The sequence below is a fragment of the Pseudarthrobacter sp. NPDC058329 genome (genome assembly GCF_042879835.1).
Classification (GTDB): domain Bacteria; phylum Actinomycetota; class Actinomycetes; order Actinomycetales; family Micrococcaceae; genus Arthrobacter.
This window is the reverse complement of the sequence record NZ_JBHVZR010000017.1, coordinates 1-17,620: the sequence shown is the minus strand read 5'-3', so window position 1 is coordinate 17,620 and position 17,620 is coordinate 1. Positions and strand designations below refer to the sequence as shown.

General features: G+C 62.1%; 17 protein-coding genes. 11 read left to right on the top strand and 6 right to left on the bottom strand.

Annotation, left to right across the window (positions count from 1 at the left end; translation table 11 throughout):
* The first annotated feature begins 1 nt into the window (after position 1).
* The 8 genes from ACFVYC_RS18160 to ACFVYC_RS18125 all read left to right on the top strand — a co-directional run bounded on the left by ACFVYC_RS18160 (position 2) and on the right by ACFVYC_RS18125 (position 8,851).
* Positions 2–991: an ABC transporter permease gene (locus ACFVYC_RS18160; protein ID WP_387552855.1), complete on the top strand. Its 990-nt coding sequence runs from the start codon at positions 2–4 to the stop codon at positions 989–991.
* A 92-nt stretch (positions 992–1,083) separates the two neighbouring features.
* Positions 1,084–2,040: a sugar ABC transporter substrate-binding protein gene (locus ACFVYC_RS18155; protein WP_387552853.1), complete on the top strand. Its 957-nt coding sequence runs from the start codon at positions 1,084–1,086 to the stop codon at positions 2,038–2,040.
* Positions 2,041–2,107: 67 nt separating this feature from the next.
* Positions 2,108–2,890, top strand: a complete 783-nt coding sequence (locus tag ACFVYC_RS18150; RefSeq protein WP_387552851.1) for an SDR family NAD(P)-dependent oxidoreductase — start codon at positions 2,108–2,110, stop codon at positions 2,888–2,890.
* A 10-nt stretch (positions 2,891–2,900) separates the two neighbouring features.
* Positions 2,901–3,779 carry a sugar phosphate isomerase/epimerase family protein gene (locus tag ACFVYC_RS18145; RefSeq protein ID WP_387552850.1) on the top strand — a complete coding sequence of 293 codons (879 nt, stop codon included), beginning with the start codon at positions 2,901–2,903 and terminating at the stop codon, positions 3,777–3,779.
* A gap of 35 nt (positions 3,780–3,814) precedes the next feature.
* The gene (locus ACFVYC_RS18140) at positions 3,815–5,302 is read left to right on the top strand and encodes a benzaldehyde dehydrogenase (RefSeq protein ID WP_387552848.1); all 1,488 of its coding nucleotides are present in this window, start codon (positions 3,815–3,817) and stop codon (positions 5,300–5,302) included.
* A gap of 159 nt (positions 5,303–5,461) precedes the next feature.
* Positions 5,462–6,601 (top strand): 1-phosphofructokinase family hexose kinase, encoded by a 1,140-nt coding sequence (locus tag ACFVYC_RS18135; RefSeq protein ID WP_387552846.1) that lies wholly within the window; start codon positions 5,462–5,464, stop codon positions 6,599–6,601.
* Between the two features lie 89 nt (positions 6,602–6,690).
* Entirely contained in the window at positions 6,691–7,785 is a 1,095-nt protein-coding gene (locus ACFVYC_RS18130) for an aromatic ring-hydroxylating dioxygenase subunit alpha (protein WP_387552845.1), read from the top strand.
* Between the two features lie 52 nt (positions 7,786–7,837).
* On the top strand, positions 7,838–8,851 hold the full coding sequence (locus ACFVYC_RS18125; protein ID WP_387552843.1) for a PDR/VanB family oxidoreductase: 1,014 nt from the start codon (positions 7,838–7,840) through the stop codon (positions 8,849–8,851).
* Between the two features lie 549 nt (positions 8,852–9,400).
* Here ACFVYC_RS18125 and ACFVYC_RS18120 read toward each other — a convergent pair.
* Positions 9,401–9,736, bottom strand: a complete 336-nt coding sequence (locus ACFVYC_RS18120) for a YegP family protein (protein WP_387552841.1) — start codon at positions 9,734–9,736, stop codon at positions 9,401–9,403.
* Between the two features lie 274 nt (positions 9,737–10,010).
* Positions 10,011–11,249, bottom strand: coding sequence for an ATP-binding protein (locus ACFVYC_RS18115; protein WP_387552839.1), 1,239 nt, complete (start codon positions 11,247–11,249; stop codon positions 10,011–10,013).
* Between the two features lie 365 nt (positions 11,250–11,614).
* Between ACFVYC_RS18115 and ACFVYC_RS18110 the strand changes: the two genes are divergently transcribed.
* Entirely contained in the window at positions 11,615–11,923 is a 309-nt protein-coding gene (locus ACFVYC_RS18110) for a hypothetical protein (protein WP_387552837.1), read from the top strand.
* A 15-nt stretch (positions 11,924–11,938) separates the two neighbouring features.
* On the opposite strand, the gene ACFVYC_RS18105 is transcribed toward ACFVYC_RS18110, so the two are convergent.
* Positions 11,939–13,180 carry a hypothetical protein gene (locus tag ACFVYC_RS18105; protein ID WP_387552835.1) on the bottom strand — a complete coding sequence of 414 codons (1,242 nt, stop codon included), beginning with the start codon at positions 13,178–13,180 and terminating at the stop codon, positions 11,939–11,941.
* Between the two features lie 194 nt (positions 13,181–13,374).
* Between ACFVYC_RS18105 and ACFVYC_RS18100 the strand changes: the two genes are divergently transcribed.
* Positions 13,375–14,046: a hypothetical protein gene (locus ACFVYC_RS18100; RefSeq protein WP_387552833.1), complete on the top strand. Its 672-nt coding sequence runs from the start codon at positions 13,375–13,377 to the stop codon at positions 14,044–14,046.
* A gap of 106 nt (positions 14,047–14,152) precedes the next feature.
* Entirely contained in the window at positions 14,153–14,359 is a 207-nt protein-coding gene (locus ACFVYC_RS18095; RefSeq protein WP_387552831.1) for a hypothetical protein, read from the top strand.
* 169 nt (positions 14,360–14,528) lie between these two features.
* Here ACFVYC_RS18095 and ACFVYC_RS18090 read toward each other — a convergent pair whose 3' ends face one another.
* From ACFVYC_RS18090 to mobC, 3 genes are read right to left on the bottom strand one after another with little or no spacing between them, the layout of a single operon-like run.
* The gene (locus ACFVYC_RS18090; protein ID WP_387552829.1) at positions 14,529–15,314 is read right to left on the bottom strand and encodes a hypothetical protein; all 786 of its coding nucleotides are present in this window, start codon (positions 15,312–15,314) and stop codon (positions 14,529–14,531) included.
* 17 nt (positions 15,315–15,331) lie between these two features.
* Complete coding sequence (locus tag ACFVYC_RS18085) at positions 15,332–16,933, bottom strand: relaxase/mobilization nuclease domain-containing protein (protein WP_387552827.1); 1,602 nt, start codon at positions 16,931–16,933, stop codon at positions 15,332–15,334.
* Complete coding sequence (gene mobC / locus ACFVYC_RS18080; protein ID WP_387552825.1) at positions 16,933–17,325, bottom strand: plasmid mobilization relaxosome protein MobC; 393 nt, start codon at positions 17,323–17,325, stop codon at positions 16,933–16,935. Before mobC ends, ACFVYC_RS18085 begins: the two co-directional genes overlap by 1 nt.
* Between the last annotated feature and the right edge of the window lie 295 nt (positions 17,326–17,620).

The following is a 17,620-nucleotide window of genomic DNA, read 5'->3' as shown; positions in this document are numbered from 1 at the left end:
CATGACCAAAACAGACACACTCTCGCCAACCACGGCCTTGACCACGCGCGAGACCACTCCCCTCTTTCAACTCTTCCGGCAGGGTGGCACCGTCGTCGCCCTGATCGTACTCATCGCCTTCTTCACCATAATGCGACCGGAAGTCTTCCTCAGCTTTGGTAACGTGCGCAACATCTTCGAGCAAATCGCCATCCTTACGATCATCGCAGTGGGACAAACCGTCGTGATGGTAGTCGGCGACTTCGACCTCTCCGTGGGCACCAACGCAACCCTCTCAGGCGCAACGGCAGCAGCCCTGATGATCGGAGGAACCCCAGTCCCCCTCGCGATCCTCGCGGGCCTATGCGTCGGCATCCTCGTGGGAATGGTAAATGGTTTCCTCGTTGCTGTCCTCAAGCTCTCCGCATTCGTGGCGACCCTGGCAACGATGACTACCGTCGGCGGCCTGGCCTTCATCGTCACCAGTGGCACCACCCTCTACGGAATGCCTGAAGGCTTCTTCAGCCTCGGCCAGGGCAGGCCGCTCGGGATCCCCATGCCCATCTTCTTCGCCGTCGCCGCCGCCATCATCTTGTGGCTAGTCCTGCGCTTCACCACCCTGGGACGCCGATGGTACGCCGTGGGTGGAAACGCCGAAGTTGCCAGGCTTTCAGGCGTAAACGTCCAGTGGACCCGCTTCCTCGCATTCGTCGTTGCCGGTCTGGCGTCAGCGATCGGCGGCATCATCCTCGTCAGCCGACTCGGTAGCGCGAGCTCGGCAAGCGCGAACAATTACATGATGCTCGCCGTCGCGGCGGTCTTCCTCGGCATGACCATCCTGAAATCCGGACAAGCGAACATCGGCGGCACCCTCGTCGGCGTCGGAATCATCGGAGTCATGAGCAACGGTCTGAATATCATCGGCGTGAACACCTACATCCAGCAGGTACTCACCGGACTGATCATCATCGCCGCGGTCACCCTCTCAGCGCTAAAAGCCCGCGACACGTAGCCCAAAAGTGCCGCGCTCGGCAGAAAAACCACATACAAGCACAAAACCCATTCACGCGATCTTTAACAAAGGAGTAAATGATGCGTAAGAAAATGACTGCACTTGTCGGGCTGGCAATGGCTTCGGCGATGGCACTGACCGGATGTTCCGGAGCAGCCGAAGGAGATACAAAGACCTTCAAAGTCGCTGCCTTCACCGCCGGCTACGGCACCCCTGTCGGCAAGGCCACTGTCGACGCTTTCGTCGAAAAGGGCAAGGAACAGGGATGGGACGTCAGGCTCTACACAAGCGAGTTCGACTACGACAAAATCAACACTGATGTAACCGGTGCGATCACCCAGGGAGTCGACGCGATTTTCGCCGGGTTCCCTGATCCTCGCCAGATAGCACCGCTCGTAAACGCCGCCAAGGACGCGGACATCCCGATCTTCTCCATCGACGGCGGCGTCCAGCCCAACGACGACTTCGTGGTGGACGCAACTTCCAATCAGCAACAAATTGCCGATCTCACCGTAGGTTCCCTCGAGAAGGCTATGGGAGGGCTCAGCGGAAAGAACGTCATGGTCATCGGTCATGACCCGCACGTGGGAATCATGACGCGCAGCCACATGGCCGAAGACCTCCTCAAATCAGGAGGTGCGAACATCGCCGGAGGTGAGATCAAGCAGGTCCTGAACCCGGGAACGTCGCAGGAGGAGGCGCTCAAGTTCGTCACGGACTACCTGCAGGCAAACCCTGAGGGCCTTGACGGGGTTTGGGTGGGTTGGGACCATGCAGCACTGGGCGCCGTGCAGGCTCTCAATGAGGCAGGGCGCCAGGATGTCCCTGTGACCGGCGTCGACGCTGTGGGCATCGCCCTCGCGGAGATCAAAAAGAATGGTCCCTTCTCCGCCACAGTCGTGCAGGACTGGCCAAAGGTTCTAAGCCTGGTGCTGGACGACATGACAACCTACGCGGCAGATGGCAGCAAGCCCGCCAAAAACTTCGTCGAGACCGACGTCACCCTTGTCGATCGCACCAACGTCAACGACATCACCCCAACGGACTGACGTGAGGGGCAAGGTCGCCCCTTTCGCAGCCCCGCACGGACACGAGCAATTCAGGAAGAAGACAACGATGCGTTTAGAAGGAAAAGTCGCCGTCATCACCGGCGGAGCCAGCGGAATCGGCCGGGCCACCGTCCACAAATTCGTCCGCGAGGGCGCACGGGTGCTGGTTGCCGACATCAATATGGAGCAGGCGGAAAAGGTCGTCGCCGAAGTAACGGCAGCGGGTTTCGAGGGTGCCGCCGCAGCGGCACAGGTAGACGTCTCGCGGTTCTCCGCGGTTGAAGCCACTGTCGCGCGCGCCGTGGAAATATTCGGCGGACTCGACATCATCTTCAACAACGCGGGCATTGCAGGCGGCAGGCCGCTGCTCGACCACGACCCGGAGACCGATTATGCGCCCATGATCCGCATAGACCAGGACGGCGTCTACCACGGCATACTCGCAGCTGGCAGACAGTTCCGTGACCAGGGCAGGGGCGGGGTCATCATCAACACCTCATCGATCTACGGAGAGCAGGCCGCGGAGCTATCCTTCTCGTACAGCGCGGCCAAGGCTGCCGTCATCTCCTTCACCCGTTCAGCGGCATATGAGCTCGCCGAGTACGGAGTACGTGCGGTGGCGATTACCCCTGGCCGTGTCGGGACCCCGATCATCAACCAGTTCAGCGATGAGTTGAAGCGTACATTCGCATCCGAACAGATGCGCGGCGTCCTGACCGAGCCCGATGAGATCGCCGACGTCGTAGCTTTTCTCGCATCCGATGAAGCGAACGTGATCAACGGAACCGTGGTGCACGTCGACGACGGGTATTCCAGCTTCAAGAAGCGCCTCGATCTGCCCACGTTCTAGGAAGACGACAATGTACGCCGACCTGGATATGGCATGCCACCTGAACATCTTCGTGCCCGACCTTTCCTCGGAGCAGCTTCCCGCGGCGCTGGATGCGATCGCCGCCGCCGGCTACCGACGGGTCGTACTACCGCCGCTGGACCCGGATGCCGTTGACGCGCCAGCACTCCGTTCGCTCTTCGCAGTGCGCGGTCTGACCCCGATAACCATCGCAGGACAGACCCCTAACGCGGACGTTTCCTCGGCATCCAAGGATGTGCGGCAAGCCGGAGCCGCCCTGCTTCGTCGCACGCTAGATCTGACCGTCGCGCTCGGCGCGGACCAGATGAACGGGGTGCCCTACGGTGTTTTCGGCCATCCAACCGGCCCTACCGAACGCACTGCGTTTTCAAGGTCAGCGGCCGAAGTGGGAACAGTTGCTGACGAGGCCCATGAACGCGGAGTGCTCATGACCTTCGAAGTTCTGAACCGCTACGAAACCTCCCTCGTCAACACCGCCTCCCAGGCAATGGACTACGTTACGGCAAGCGGTTCTGAACACCTTAAGATCCACCTTGACACCTTTCACATGGCCATCGAGGAAGCGGACGCCTCGGCTGCCATCCGTACAGCCTTACCCAGGCTCGGCTACCTTGAGCTCGGCCAATCCGGACGCGGCCCGCTCTCATCCGGAGTCGTGGACGTCGCCAGCATCGTACGTCAGGCCTTGGATGACGGCTACAAGGGCAGATGGGGCATTGAAGCGTTCTCCCGCTCAACCCTGGATACCGGAGCGGCAAACATGCTCTCCATATGGCGGAGCCCCTTCCAGCACAGTGCAGCCCTCGTGACTGACGCTGCAAACACCATTGAGTCGGGCTGGGCGGCCAAGACCGCCGCTCGCGCATAGCAACAACTTCACGAAATACATAGAAAGGTAGGAACATGACTACGACCACGGAAACCCGGGGCAGCCTCATCGACGAGGAAACTTTCGCCGGGAAGATCTACATCGACGGTAAATGGACCGCCGGCGCTGCGGGCGAAATTGCATCGATCGAACCCGCCACTGGTAATACACTCGCGATGGTCGGCCTGGCTGGTCCGGAGGATGTCGCACGGGCCGCGGAGGGCGCTGCCAGGGCACAGAAAGAGTGGGCGGCGACGCCTCATCCTGCCCGCGCCGCGGTGCTGCGGCGTGCTGGACAGTTGTGGGAGCAGCACGCCGACGAGATTGCGCAGTGGAACGTACGCGAGGTGGGGGCCATACCCCCACTCGCGGGATTCGCCCTCCACGTCACTGCTGCTGAGTGCTACGAGGCGTCTGCTCTTCCCTCCGCGCCCAAAGGAGCGGTGCTTTCGAGCGAGGAGCCACGCCTCTCGCTCTCAGAGCAGGTCCCAGTAGGTGTCGTAGGCGTCATTTCACCCTTCAACGTTCCGCTGATCCTCGGCATCCGGGCCGTCGCGCCGGCACTCGCGCTGGGCAATGCCGTGTTGTTGAAACCAGACCCCCGCACAATCATCACTGGCGGCGTTTCCATGGTGCGGATATTCGAGGAAGCGGGACTGCCCCCGGGCCTACTCCAGCTCATCCCCGGAGGTGCCGATGTCGGCGAAGCGATGGTCACCGATCCACGCGTTCGCGTCATCGCCTTCACGGGGTCCACTCGGGCCGGACGCATAGTCGGCGAGCTGGCGGGCCGGCACCTGACCCGCGCCCACCTTGAACTCGGGGGCAACTCCGCATTCGTCGTGCGCCACGATGCCGACGTAGACAAAGCCGTCAACCTCGCAACATGGGGATCTTTTCTGCACCAGGGACAGATTTGCATGACGGTGGGGCGCCATATCGTACATGAATCACTGTTCGAAGAGTACGTTTCCAAACTCGCCGCCAAGGCGGAGACCATGCACGTCGGAGATCCGGCAGCCGGCCCAACGCACCTCGGTCCGCTGATCGATGAGGTACAGCGCGACCGGGTGCATACGCTGGTGCAGGACGCTGTTGCACACGGCGCCGTTCTACGTGCCGGGGGCACGTACGAGGGACTTTTCTACCGGCCCACTGTTCTGGCGAACCCACCACGCGAGGTCACAGCATACTGCGACGAAGTATTCGGTCCCGTCGCCTCGGTAGTGCCATTCTCTTCAGACGACGAGGCCATCGAACTCGCCGCCGAGACCGACTTCGGGCTCTCCCTGGGCATCGTAACGGCCGACGTGATGGCGGCGCTCGAAATGGCGCGCCTCATCCCCACAGGCATTGTGCACATCAATGATCAAACGGTCAACGACGAGGCGAATACACCCTTCGGAGGCGTCGGGGCCTCCGGCACTGGATCCCGGCACGGCGGCGCGCAGGCGAGCATCGATGCCTTTACGGAGACGCGCTGGATTACTATGCGGCGGGAGCCCGGCACCTACCCGCTGTAACCAGGTACAGCCCTGCCCCGAACCGGCCCGGATTCAAGGGGCATAACCCGAGCCGTCCTCTGGACGCACCGGCGCCGTTTCCAGCGGTGCATGAGGCGGTCAGTTCTTCAGCGGTGAAGTCATGGGCCCGAACCAACCATGAATGAAAGGAGTAAGACCATGACGGCGACCATGCCAAGGCACTCCGACGTAGTCGTCAGCACCGGCCCCGACATACCCACCTGCGGGTACACCGCAACGGGCACCTGGGGAATAAGAGAGACGAAGACGGATGCCAACAGCGGAACTGGAGCCTCAGATGATTCTGATTCGCGAATTCTGTCTGCCCCACGCATCGTCACCTTTACTCCCGCGCCCTCAATTGACAAGGTGTACTTCCTTGATCAGGTCCAGGCAGGTCAGGTCAACCGGGCTAAGAGGGTGACCACGTATTTCGCCGGAAACGGGGTCAACGTAGCCAGGACCCTTCATCTGGCCGGCAACACAGTCTCTGCGGTCCTCCCTATAGAAAGGAATAGAAGCAACGGAGCCGAATGCAAGGACGAGTTTGAGCAGGTAATTTGCGGGGTGGAAGTGGGCAGCCCACTTCGAACCAATGTCATCCTCGTCGACAAATCGGGCATCACCACGAACATCAATGCGCTCCCGGCTCCTCTAGACCCCGACGAATGGGGCCGGCTATGCAAAGCCGTTACGGACGAAATCCAAAGAATCGGCGCTGATTGGTTCGTGCTCGGCGGCACCCTGCCTATCAACACCGGAACCGGCAAGCCAGTCGACATACGGCCTCTCTTCCGCGCGGTACGTTCCCATGGTGTCGCAATCTGCCTGGACGCACCCGTCGGCGGAGCCCTGAAGGGGTGGGCCAAAGCATGCCAACCCAACCTGATAAAACCAAATGCTGAAGAACTGGCCAACCTGGCCGGGATTCCTGTGCGGTCCCTGCATGATGCGGTGGAAGCTGCCACGATCGTCAGGGCACGTGGCGTCGATACGATTCTGGCTAGCCTAGGCCCGGATGGCGTCCTTGAGATCAGCGAACGAGGAATCCTCTGGGCCAGCGGACCCAAAACCCAAGTGGTCAACACGACGGGAGCGGGAGACGCAGCGTTGGCAGGATACCTGAGCGTGGCCCGCCTCGACAGCCGCATGCAGGGGTGGCGGCCCGAGGCCCTGCGGCGAGCCGTCTCATGGGGAGCCCTCGCGGTTCAGCAAGCGACTACCCTACTCCCGCACATCATCACAAACCCCAGTGATGTCAAGATCACCTCACCCGAGAGGGACCACCTGCTCACGTGAGTTAGTACAAAATGTCAAGCACTTAACGCTCAAGCCAGGGCAGAAAACCGTCATTGCCGACGGGCCGCCCTTCAGTGGAGGAAATTACGATGACTGTTGTTCAGTCCATGAGGTCGACAACCAACAAGGTGCTGGGCTACCCGCTCAACGCTTGGTACGTGGCAGCGTGGGACCACGAAGTGACACGCAAACCCATGTCGCGTCGGATCGCCGACCGGCCTCTCGCCCTCTACCGTACCGAGGAGGGAAAAGCTGTAGCCCTAGCAGACGCGTGCTGGCACCGGCTGGCCCCTCTATCAATGGGCAAGACCCTGGCCAATGATCAAATTCAGTGCCCTTACCACGGCATTGTCTACAACTCGGCTGGCCGCTGCGTGTCCATGCCCGCCCAAGAGACCATCAATCCCAGCGCCATCGTTCCATCCTTTCCCGTGGTCGAACGCTACCGCTACGTGTGGGTTTGGCTTGGTGATCCAACACGGGCTGACCCGGATCTGGTACCGGACATGCACCAGATGTCCTCGAATGAATGGGCCGGCGACGGCGAAACCATCTTCGCCCCCTGCAACTACCAGCTGGTTCTGGATAACCTAATGGACCTCACCCATGAGGAATTCGTGCATTCCTCATCAATTGGCCAAGATGAACTGAGCGATTCCGACTTCGTTGTGACACAGGACGGCAGTACTGTCACCGTCACCCGCTGGATGTTTAACATCGACGCGCCGCCTTTTTGGCTCAAGAACATGCGAGACAAATTCCCCGGATTCGAAGGCAAGGTGGACCGCTGGCAGATAATCACATTTCATTCGCCGTCCACCATCAACATCGACGTCGGGGTTGCCAAGGCAGGCAGCGGAGCCCCGGAAGGAGACCGTAGTCAGGGCGTGAACGGTTTCGTCATGAATACGATCTCGCCAGAAAGCGCAAAGAGTTGTCACTACTTCTGGGCATTCATGCGGAACTACCGCCTGGAGAGCCAGCTGATCACCACCCAACTACGCAAGGGCGTTCACGGAGTTTTTGGCGAGGACGAGGCGATGCTCAAGGCACAGCAGGAGGCAATCGACGCTAACCCTGACTACGAGTTCTACAACCTCAACATCGACGCCGGCGGCATGTGGGTCCGCCGTCTCATAGAGCGCCAGCTCGAAGCCGAGGGACGACTAATCCCCCTTTCATAGAGCAGTGGCCAGGCACCGAACCGGTAGCGTTCAAACAGGACTGAGGGAAGATATGGCAGCAACAAACACTGAAGTGTGGCAGCTGGGCACAGTTGTCCAGGCCGCAGAGGTCGCCACGGATATTCGACGGATCGTGCTCGAACCGTCACTGCCGAAGAAGGCGGAGCCAGGCTCGCACATCGACGTGAAAATCACCGTAGGCGGCGAGACGCAAAAGCGCTCATATTCTGTCCTGGAGACAAACGAGGATGGCAGCCGCCTCGTCATCAGCGTATTCAAAGTTCCAGCCTCACGTGGCGGCTCGATCTTCATGCATACCCTGCAGCCGGGCGACATGCTGGAAATAACCCAGCCGCTGCAGAATTTCCCGCTTCGGGTTGGTGCGTCGCGCTACGTGCTGCTCGCCGGCGGCATCGGCGTGACCGCGATAACGGATATGGCGCGGGTGCTCAGAAACCTCAAGGCGAACTACACTTTCGTCTACGTTGCACGGAATAGGGCTGCCATGGCCTACTGGTCCGAGCTGCAGGAGTTGCACGGGGAGAACCTTGTACTGCATGTAGACGAAGAATCCGGCATCCTGGACGTGCCCGGCATCGTTGCAGGCGTGGATTCCGACACGGAGCTCTATATGTGCGGTCCGATTCGGTTGATGGACGCTGTGCGGCGAGCCTGGCTTGAGCGAGAGTTGAGCGTGCCCAATTTGCGATACGAAACCTTCGGCAACTCTGGCTGGTACAACCCCGAGGACTTCCTGGTTCGGATTCCGCGCCTCGGCATCGAAGCGAATGTCCCCCAAGGCCGCTCCATGCTTGAAGCTCTGGAAGATGCCGGCGTCGACATGATGTCCGACTGCCGAAAGGGCGAATGTGGCCTCTGTGAGGTGCGGGTGCTGCAGCTTGACGGGGCCCTCGATCACCGCGATGTCTTCTACAGCCCACGCCAGCAAAAGGCAGCCGAGAAAATGTGCTGCTGCGTTTCCCGAGCCGTCGCCCCGGGGACCAGCTCACTTCCAGACAACGGTCACACGCGCGGGCCGGCAGTAGTAACCATCGACGTGGCCTAAACACGGCGAGATTCCCAAACTACATAATGAGCCCAGTCTCTTGCCCACGGCCATCGAATGCTCCGTTGTGTTCCCGGTCTCCGACTGCCCTAAAAGTTAGAATAAATCGTTTGGAGAAGGGCCGAGGGCAAGGGCTGGTCCCCTACCTGCAGTCACACGCAGGTAGTGCGTCGCGGGCACGTTTGCTAGCTTCTTTCGGGCAATGCCGATAGCCGGCCTTATGTCGACCCAGATCGTTGAAGCTTCAAGTAAAGCCCTTTTGAGCCTATCAGTTCGCGGCGTTCAAACCCTCGCTCTGCGCCCGGGACCGCAACGCTGATTTATTGGCGGGATGGACAGATCCGCCCCACTTGCGGAGTGCCTGAAATCGTTTGAGCCTGGCCTGGGCCTCATCCATTAGCGAAGCTCCGGTCAAATAGCGGTTGACCGGAGCTTCGGTCCATTATGTGCACTTGAAGCTGAGAATTCTCTGAAAGGCCGGGCAGCACGGGGCCCGACGTGATGTAAGGCTGCGGCCAAGAAGGTTGCCAAAGACGCCATCCCCGATGCTCAGGAGAGGTTATGTATCGCACCAGCCCAGCGGGGACCGGACATGGCTGCCCGGACCGCCCGAGCGCGGGTATGAAAGTCGATCTTTGGCCCCCGCGTGGAATCAGTCGGAACGGCAAGATCATCGTGCCCTCGTTGCGGAAACTCATTGACTTCCGGGCAGGAGTCGGTGATCAGACCCATGCCGGCGTACTCGCGGACAGCGGCGATGCCCGCCACGGCATCGGTTTTGGAGGTGAAGGGCCTGGAAACTGCCATAATCGTGCCGTCAGGGGCTGTCAGCCGAAACCTGAATGCTGACTCCGTGTCGACAAATAGTTCAAACATTCCTGCCATGGCGATCCTTTCGGTCTGCGGGGTCTCCGAGGCTGCATCTTTGCCGCCATAAGGCACGAGGCATCGTTGCCTCCGTTTGCCGTAGGATCCCGCCATCCAAATTTCCATCAATTCAGCATGCGTTCCCCGAGTCTTCCGCAGGGACGCTTGCCCGCGCAAGGCTTTGCCCGGCATCCAAACGAAGTGATCCCCCGCTCTCAAGTTCAGCCTTGGGGGCAATAGCCTGGGGGGATGGAAACGCGAAACTGTTGGCGCCTGAAAGCGCGCCCTTCGCTTACCCGGACCCGCTTTTCTTGGGTTTAGCGCGGCGTTTTTGAACCGGCGGGACGTCCAAGTGCCGGACGGCCCGCAGCATGAAGCGGTCAAAGTGCGGCACCGTGAAGCCCGCGTAGCCGTGGGCGGGTGTGTAGAGCAGTCCCATGTTGATGAGTTCGGACCGTGTAGGGGCCAGCTGGGTGGACTCGCGGCCCATGACGGCGGCGACGTCGGCGGCCTTTTGGGAGTCGGGGCCCAGCTGTGCCATGGCGCGCATGTAGGCGATCTGCAGCTGGGTTGCCCTGTCGAGCCGGACGCGGAAGAACGAGGAATCAAGTTTTGCCTCGTAGGCGTCCTTTGCGTCCTCAACGTCTTCCAGGGTGATGGAGCCGCCGTCTGCGACCGCCCACACCTGGTACCCAAGTTCTTGCACGAAGTATGGATAGCCTTCAGTGAGGTCGAAGGCCCGGACCAGTGCATCGTCCTCGAAGTGCACATCTTCGATGTGCGCCGGCTCGGCCAGTGCTTTTTTGGCATCTTCGAAATTCAGGGATCCGAGGTTCGGGAACTTGAAGAGCCGCTCGGCGTAGGATTTCGCGTCGCCGGCAAGCTCGGCGATCTGGGGCAACCCGGCACCGACAAACGTGACCGGAAGTTTTCTCTGCACCGATTTGTGGATCGCCTGGATGACGGCTTCGAGTTGCGACTGGCTCAGGAACTGGACCTCGTCGAACAAAAGCACCAGGCCCGTCCCGTGTTCCCTGGCGGCTTCGCCTATCGACACCAGGACGTCCGTCAGGTCAAGGGTAAGGCTGCCGTGATCGGCGAATCCTTCGGCGGCGTCGACATCCAGTGAGAGGGTCGGGATACCCGAGGAAGGATCGATGGAAAGGCTGAAGGACTGCAGGACCTGGGCAGCCTTGCGTGCCTTGTCTCCCCACTTGGTCCGTGGTGAAATCTGATAGAGCGCGGCCCGCAGCTGCGAGTAGATCGTCCTGCGGAAATGGTCGTCATCGTGTTTGCTGGCCTCGAGCTCCAGCACCTTCCATTTGAACTCTTCGGCTATCTGCCGGAACTCCCCCAGCAAAACGGTTTTGCCCACCCCGCGAAGGCCCGTCACGATCATGGATTGATCGGTGCGGCCCTTATCGAGTCTGCGCAGGAGGATCCGGAAGTCCTCCAAGAGATCGTCACGGCCGATGACAATCTCCGGCGTCGCACCCGCGTTCGGTGTGTAGGGGTTGTTCACTGGATCCATGTCACGAATCTTACAAGGTTTACTTGGCTTTATTGATTTCTAATAAAGCATGAATTCCGCAATAAAGTCAGGTGTTGAAGGCGCAGATCAGCCCGGTGCGGTCTGTCTTCAGGAAGTCCTCGGCATCCTCCAGACTTATTGGCTCTCTGCGGTTCACCGGCCGGATGGAAGCCTTGGATTCTTTCACGGGTGAGAACGCTAAGCCCTCAGAGGCCCGGGTAGGGCTAATCAACAGCGGCAATGAGGTTGGCCCCGCTCCTCGAAGGGATGGGCCCCTGCCGGTGTTGCATGGATCACATTTGGTCTATGGTTATTCGGGGTCGCCACAGCGTCGTGGCGCCCACCATAGAGCGGAGAAAATTTTCGTGGCGACAGACAAGCTTCGGGTGCTGGTCCGGGTGGACCTCAACTGCGCAACGGCCCAGGTTGCCGCGCAGGGGCATGTGACATCCACAAGCGTCCACGGCCTGTATGCCGTGATGAAGCGCGCCAACTCGCTCACCGCCGGAATGGCCCTGGAGCTTGATATGACCCGGGCCCGGATTGAGCCCGAGGCGTTGGAAGAACTGCGGGCGTGCTCAAGGTCCCACCATCTGCCTGCCGGCGTCGATCCGCTCCAGTCCGACTACAGGCTCAGCATCCTCGCCCCTGAAACCGCGGCACCGGCAGCCTGACGGGCCCGGCTCCCGTCAGGCCACGCGGATGCCATTGTCAGCGAGGAACTCGCGGGAACGGCCGATCTGCCGGTCGGTGGAGAAGGCGTACCACTGTTCCCTAAGGTCCTCGCCGTGGATGATGTCGCTGAACCGGCCGAAGGCGCCTTTGCCCTCGATCGCCAGCTCCAGCCGCTCCCGGAGGCCCTCCTCATGCTGCCGTCCGGCGAAGGCGGCCATATCCTGCCAGCCGTTCCGAGAACCGGCCCGGTCAAGCCGTAGCCAACGCTCCGGTTCCTCCTCCACATCGATGGCGGCGTCCTCCCCGACGATTAACGGGTCAGTGGCGGCCTCGTCGTACACCTGCCCGGTGCGCAGGTCCAGGTATCCACCGGTTGACACATCGGGATCCCCTTCCAGCACGGTACTGAGCATCTCCAGGTCTACCGGCACCGTACGGCCTGTCAACGGCACACGGCGCAGACCGGCCAGCAGGTCCTCTGCCAGCACCCGGTCCCCGGCGCCGTCACGCCACGTCAGCCTGTTGATCACTGACAGGGCCACAGGTTCGGCCTCGTGGCGACTGCGTTCCAGCGCCATCGGTATCCCGGCACCCACCTGTTGCAAGGCGTCATCGATGTCCCGTCCCATCACCGCTGCGAGGAAGCGGGCGGCATCTGCCGCCGCGATGGCTCCACGCAGCCCGGACAGGTCCAGCCCGGGCACCGGCACCTGTTCCGGCCATTCGTGCAGCAGCATCGGGTGCGGCTGGCCCGGTCTCACCGGCGCCCGGCTCTCACCGTCATCAGTAGCCCACCGGCGCCCGTACTGATCCGGGATACTGCCCCAGCCCCAGTACGGCAGGGGCACATCAGGACGGACACCCAAGACCTCCAGCGGGTCAACCTTCACCTCCCCGGCCACGCATCGGTGCGCCCAGGCATCCCCAAGGTCGAACGTGAACTGAAACTCGGCCCCCGGCTCCACCGTCCGGACGACCTTGGCAGCAGCAATGTCGATCGGCGCGATGATCGGCCCACGGGCCGATACGGCCATCTCGGCTCCGGTCTCTTCATCAGTGATGACCCGGCCGTCAGCCAGGGTAAACAATGACAGGTGCGAACGGTCCCAGCGGGCGAAGGCATCGTTGATGGCATCGGCGAGATCCATAAAGGTGTGCGACGGTCCCACCGCGAAGATCCGCCCGGGCCACGGCCACAGCTCCTCACCACGACCACCGAGCATTTCCACCGTCACCGACAACCAGGTTCGCGCCATCCCCCCAGAATGACACGCGCCACGGCCGGCCCGCAGCCGCGTTACGGCACAGCCCCGGGGCACCTGCCATCCGGTCTCACCCGCCCGTCGCCTCTCATGAGCTGCCGCGATAGCATCTGCTGGATGGACAAGGTGCAATCGCGGACAGGTGCCGGCCCCCATCCCGCCCGTGCTGCAAAGCCGCAGGTATCCGCGTGAGGCTCGTGAAGACAGATGTCATAGCGGGCTTGCCGGCACCGGCAGCCAGGGCGTTCCTGCGCCGGACCAGGTTCGCAGACTTCGATGAGGTGTGGGCGTTGTCCCTGCTCTCGTCCCTTGGCGCCGGCGGGCCGCGTTCGACCCTTCTGGACTTCGAAAAGGCCGGGTACATCGAGCGTGCCGAGCACTCCCACGGCAACCATCGGTGGTGGAGAACAACAACGCTCGGGAATGCCCTGGCCATGGCCAGCTTCGGGAAACCGATCACCCGCAAAACAGCGGACCGGCTCGTCGCCCAAATGATCGAGCGGGCCAAAGCCTACAACGCCGATCCCACCAAACCCTGCTTCGTGCAGCGCTTGAGGATCTTCGGCAGCTACCTCGACACAGCGGTCGATCCCCTCGGCGACGTGGACGTCGAACTCGTCCTCGGCCAGCGCACCACCGACCCGCAAGAACTCCTCCGATACGGCACCGCCAGCGGACGCACGTTCCCGACCTTCACTGACCATCTGCTGTGGCCGCGCACGGAAGCAGCACTCATCCTGAAGAACCGCTCCACGGCCATCAACATCACCACCGAAGACATTGACCAGCTCACCGACAAAGCCAAAATCATCTACTCCATAACCGCCGATGAAACATGTCCCCCTCCCCCACCCCGTTAGTAACAACCACTACGGCCACGGCGGCACATCACTCTAAGGGGTCTGGTGCCGCCGGACCTGCGTGTCAGCTGCACCCACCCCGACCCGGCGCCACTAGGGTCAAGGCATGCCGAGAGCACCAATGGACAGCGCAGCAGGGGCTGCTAACTTGCTGACGGGGCAAACATCGATCGATGACGTCCTCCAGGAGCAGTACGACCTGACTCCCCAACTCCCGCTCCATTGGGCATCCCTTGTCACCGGCAAGCGACTTCACGCCGCCCGGGACGCAGCCGGGGCCCTGGCCTCTGCTCCACAACAGCAGGAGCCGTGAACGGCCACGCTAAAGCGCCCGGGCACCTGACGCGGCCCCACCTGCGCTCATCGGATCCGAGGCAAAGAACCGGCCCCGACAATGTCCTTTTGGTAGAGGACCGGGGCCCAAGGTGCTGCCCGGTTTTGCGGAGTGGTTCGTCTGCGCACCCCGTTTCAGGACGCGCGTGTTAGCGGCTGAGGCCTTTCTGAGCCTGTTTTCCGGCCGCGGGTGCGCCGCCTGGCTTCCGGGCTTTGGGAGCTTTGCTGCCGGTTGAAGCCACCGCCGACCTAGGCGGAGTTGCCTGATCCCGGTCTGCAGCGAGTCTGGCCTGCACGGCTTCCCGATCCCCGATGTGGTCAAGGCTCTTCGCGAGGGCTTCACGGCGTTCCACGGAGTCGTAAGCCGCAGCGGCTTCATCCGATAGCTGTTCGGGCCGGGCATTGTCGGCATCGACGTTTTGCCGTTGGACTTTGTCGGCCCGTTCGGCTTCCGCAAGAAGCTGGGCGGCCTGGGCGTTCTCCCCAGCCGCTGCTGTCCGTTCTTCGTGAGCCTGGGTCTTCGCACGTGCCGCGTCAATAAGTGCGGCTCCCCCGTCCGCACCCGTTCCCAGGGCTTCAACGTCGATCCCGTAGCGTTGCTGTACCTGCTCACGGACGGCGTCCGCCGCAGAGCGCGCCATGGGGTCCTGGCCCTTCCATGCCGTGGCGGTCTGGTGGACACGGACGATGTCCTCAGCCTTAGCGTTATCCCACCAGCGGGCATCCAACGCAGGGGCGAGCTGCGCGCGTGCGGCTGCGCGTTCACCCTCGAGCCGGGCACGCAGCTCCCTGCCTTGTTGTTCTTCAGCAGCCTGGGCGACACGGACACGCTGCTCTCGGGCGCGGGCCAGTTCTTCACCAATTCGTCCCGCAGCGGTCAGGCCTGTGCGGAGCATCGTTTCTACAACCTCGTCCAGTCCGTCTGATTCGCTCATGCTCTACCTTCCTGGTGCTATCGCTCGATGTCCGGACGGTCGTTTCCGCTCCGGGTGCTTGTGGTGGTTCGTGGGCGTTCGTACGTCGGTGGCAGAACGGACCCGGGCTGATTCATTGGTGCCAGACCTTCACGTGCCCGGCGTACCGTTTCGGCCAGCTCAGCATCCACCGCCGGCACAGGAATAGCGTTCCCTACCTCCTGCTTCGTTGCGTTCGCAGGGTGCTGTGTCGGCACGGGTGGCAGGGCGTTAGCTACCATCACCAGTTGCGTGCGGACCATGGCGTTGATCTGCCGTGAGCGGCGCAAGTCGTTGTTCGCCTGGTGCATGTCGTGGATGGCTTTGGAGACGTTGAGCAGCTGCCGCAGCATGATCGCCTGGGCGGCCGTTCCGGATCCAGCTGTGGCCGTCATCAGCAGCAGGGAAGCTCCACGAGCGGACGGACCAACAGTCTTGACTGGTCTGACCGGGTACCGGCGCAGCTGGGCGGTCTTGGACAACTCTGTCGCCGCCGCTGCCAGCGGGCCGGGTACGGTTTCAGTGGCTGTGGACCACGCGGCAAAAGCACCGGCCGTTTCCCGTGCCACGTGCGCCCACGTGGCGTGATCGTCCACCGGTACAGCGCGCAGGGTTTCGCGCAGCTGGGCGACCTCGTTGCTGTACCGCTCCCACTGCTGTGGGTCTGGTTCGTAAGCTTCACGACCGATGGTGACAGGGCGGCGGCCGCGCGCTGCAGCTCCCCATTCGGCTACGGCTTCGCCTGCAGATTGAGGGGTGTCCTGCCACTCGCCGCGGAGCTTGGGCAATGCCAGGTCTTTGGCGAGGTGGCCGCCGCCGAACCACACCGGCCGGCCACCTTTAGGGGGACGTTCGGCAACGCTGTATCCCACCACGACATCATCGCGTCCGGACGCGTAGCGGGGACGGACCAACGCACCGGTCTGTCGGATGCGGCGCACAAACTCTGCCTCGTCCTTGGCAGATGTGGCGCAGGCACGGACTTTGCGTTCCAGTGACCGCCGCTCCGGTTCGGGTGCGCCGCGCCGCTCGGAAGCTTCGCGCTCACCGGGCCGCAAACCACGCGCGGAGTGCGTGGGGGACAGTTCTTCCAGCCCGTACTTCTTCTCCAGTTCCCGCGCCACCTTTTGGGCCCTCGAGAAGTCTTTCCAACTGTCCCACTTGGTGCCGTCCTCACGGATCATCGATGCGGCGATGTGGATGTGGTCGTTTCCGGCTTTGCTGTGGCCGTGGCGTATCGCTACCCACTGGGCCGGTGCACGTCCGCTGGCTTCGGTGAATCCCATTTCGTCCATGAAGTCCTGGGCGATCTCGCCCCACTTCTGGTCGGTCAGGTCGCCTTCTTCTGCGCGCAGTGAAAGGGAGCAGTGCCAGACGTGGCCGCCAGTGACTCCGATTCCGAGGACGTTTTTGGCCTGATCGAGTTCACGGGCGATGGCTTGTGCTGCGGTGGCGTTGAGTTCGTCGTCGTTGTGCCAGGCCGTGATCGACGGTGAGCCGGCAACGAGGTGCGGGTCCGTGTGTTCGTTGGCACGTCCCGGACCTGCAAGGTAGGCGATGAGGCCCTGCATGCGGGTGCCCTTGGTGATGTTGGGAATCATCAGCGCACCATCGAATCGAGCATGCCATTGATCCGGTCAGCGATTGCCCGGACCCGCGTCAGCACCACGCGTGCAGCTTCGGGAAATTCGTCGGTCGCGTTGGCGTGCTTGGCGAGCTGGTTGACGTTGTTCGACAGGGCGGCGAGGTAGCGGCGGGCTGCCATGAACTCCACCGCCATGGCACGTCGCTCTGCGAGGGATTCAGAGTTCTCGGAGTACAGCGCGGCACTCACCAGGATCTCGGACGGGCTTCGTCCGGTGCGTTCTTCCAGGACGGCAAGCTGCGCGCGTTCCCGTTGCGACATGGACACCCGAACGTACTGGGTGTCTCCGTCGATGTTGGCGCGGCGGCGGCGTGTGAAACGGCGGGCTGGCTTCTGCTCTTCGCTCATCTGCTGCCCCTCCCCAATGCCCAGCGCAGCGCCCCGGAATCTCCGGGCCGACACTTCAGTGTCGCCGAACCCCGACCGAAGGCCGTGGATCGACACGCGGTTATGGCACATAACCACATAGCTTGCTCCGGACGGTTTCCTTTCAGAGTGTCGGCACCTCCGTGCCGACACTCCTTTAACGTCCGACAGCCGCTGTCCTCGGGCGGTTACGCTCGTGGCATGGACATCAACGCAATTGCCGCCCAAGCGGCAGCCAAAATCGACGCCGCCCGTGACCGGAAAGTAGACGCCGTCA

Bases quoted from the DNA above. Each gene is read 5' to 3' on its own strand.
- ACFVYC_RS18160 (WP_387552855.1), top strand. From the start codon at position 2: ATGACCAAAACAGACACACTCTCGCCAACCACGGCCTTGACCACGCGC.
- ACFVYC_RS18155 (WP_387552853.1), top strand. From the start codon at position 1,084: ATGACTGCACTTGTCGGGCTGGCAATGGCTTCGGCGATGGCACTGACC.
- ACFVYC_RS18150 (WP_387552851.1), top strand. From the start codon at position 2,108: ATGCGTTTAGAAGGAAAAGTCGCCGTCATCACCGGCGGAGCCAGCGGA.
- ACFVYC_RS18145 (WP_387552850.1), top strand. From the start codon at position 2,901: ATGTACGCCGACCTGGATATGGCATGCCACCTGAACATCTTCGTGCCC.
- ACFVYC_RS18140 (WP_387552848.1), top strand. From the start codon at position 3,815: ATGACTACGACCACGGAAACCCGGGGCAGCCTCATCGACGAGGAAACT.
- ACFVYC_RS18135 (WP_387552846.1), top strand. From the start codon at position 5,462: ATGACGGCGACCATGCCAAGGCACTCCGACGTAGTCGTCAGCACCGGC.
- ACFVYC_RS18130 (WP_387552845.1), top strand. From the start codon at position 6,691: ATGACTGTTGTTCAGTCCATGAGGTCGACAACCAACAAGGTGCTGGGC.
- ACFVYC_RS18125 (WP_387552843.1), top strand. From the start codon at position 7,838: ATGGCAGCAACAAACACTGAAGTGTGGCAGCTGGGCACAGTTGTCCAG.
- ACFVYC_RS18120 (WP_387552841.1), bottom strand. From the start codon at position 9,736: ATGGCAGGAATGTTTGAACTATTTGTCGACACGGAGTCAGCATTCAGG.
- ACFVYC_RS18115 (WP_387552839.1), bottom strand. From the start codon at position 11,249: ATGGATCCAGTGAACAACCCCTACACACCGAACGCGGGTGCGACGCCG.
- ACFVYC_RS18105 (WP_387552835.1), bottom strand. From the start codon at position 13,180: ATGGCGCGAACCTGGTTGTCGGTGACGGTGGAAATGCTCGGTGGTCGT.
- ACFVYC_RS18095 (WP_387552831.1), top strand. From the start codon at position 14,153: ATGCCGAGAGCACCAATGGACAGCGCAGCAGGGGCTGCTAACTTGCTG.
- ACFVYC_RS18090 (WP_387552829.1), bottom strand. From the start codon at position 15,314: ATGAGCGAATCAGACGGACTGGACGAGGTTGTAGAAACGATGCTCCGC.
- ACFVYC_RS18085 (WP_387552827.1), bottom strand. From the start codon at position 16,933: ATGATTCCCAACATCACCAAGGGCACCCGCATGCAGGGCCTCATCGCC.
- mobC (WP_387552825.1), bottom strand. From the start codon at position 17,325: ATGAGCGAAGAGCAGAAGCCAGCCCGCCGTTTCACACGCCGCCGCCGC.